The organism is Mesorhizobium sp. CNPSo 4661, from assembly GCF_057784215.1.
Map to the genome: position 1 here is coordinate 1 of NZ_JBWGIO010000074.1, position 1073 is coordinate 1073.

The window sequence follows — 1073 nt, forward strand, 5'->3', positions numbered from 1 at the left end:
TCCGAATGGAACGGCGTCGGCGTGATGCGCAGCCGCTCGGTGCCGCGCGGCACCGTCGGGTAGTTGATCGGCTGGATGTAGATGCCGTGCACGCCAAGCAGGCGGTCGCTCGCCATCTTGCAAAGCTCGGGGTCGCCGACCAGCACCGGCACGATGTGGGTGGCCGATTCCATCACCGGCAGGCCGGCGGCGGCAAGCACCTGCTTGGTCCTGGCTGCCTGGCGCTGCTGTGCGTCGCGCTCGGCCTGCGAGCGCTTGAGGTGACGGATGGAGGCGGTGGTGGCGGCGGCGATCGCCGGCGGCAGCGCGGTCGTGAAGATGAAGCCCGGCGCATAGGAGCGCACTGCATCGATCACCGCGCTCGTGCCGGTGATGTAGCCGCCCAGCGTGCCGAACGCCTTGGCCAGCGTGCCCTGGATGACGTCGATGCGGTCGGCCAGCCCCTCGCGCTCAGTGATGCCGCCGCCGCGCGGCCCGTACATGCCCACCGCATGGACCTCGTCGATATAGGTCATGGCGTTGTAGCGTTCGGCGAGCTCGACGATCTGCCTGATCGGCGCGATGTCGCCGTCCATCGAATAGACGCTCTCGAAGACGATCAGCTTGGCGCGCTCGCGGCCGGCCGCCTGCAAGAGGCTTTCCAGATGCGCGACGTCGTTGTGGCGGAAGATCTTCTTTTCCGCGCCCGAGCGGCGCACGCCCTCGATCATCGAGGCATGGTTGAGCTCGTCCGAGATGATCAGGCAGTTGGGCAAAAGCCTGGCGATGGTCGAGATCGAGGCCTCGTTGGAGACGAAGCCGGAGGTGAAGACCAGCGCCGCTTCCTTGTCGTGCAGGTCGGCGAGCTCATGCTCCAGCTCGACCAGCGGGTTGGAGGTGCCGGAGATGTTGCGGGTGCCGCCGGCGCCCGAACCCATCCGGCCTGCCGCGGTCTGGAAGGCGGCGATCACATCCGCGTTCTGGCCCATGCCGAGATAGTCGTTGGAGCACCAGACGGTGATTTCCTGGGCGCGGCCGTTGGAACGCCAGATGGCGCGCGGGAACTTGCCAACGATGCGCTCGAGGTCGGCGAA

1 protein-coding gene is annotated in these 1073 nt (G+C 67.4%); it reads right to left on the bottom strand.

Annotation, left to right across the window (positions count from 1 at the left end; all coding sequences use genetic code 11):
- Positions 1 to 1073, bottom strand: a 1073-nt coding sequence (gene hemA, locus AC0YKC_RS33960) for a 5-aminolevulinate synthase (RefSeq protein ID WP_488514238.1), incomplete at both ends; no start/stop codon positions are given.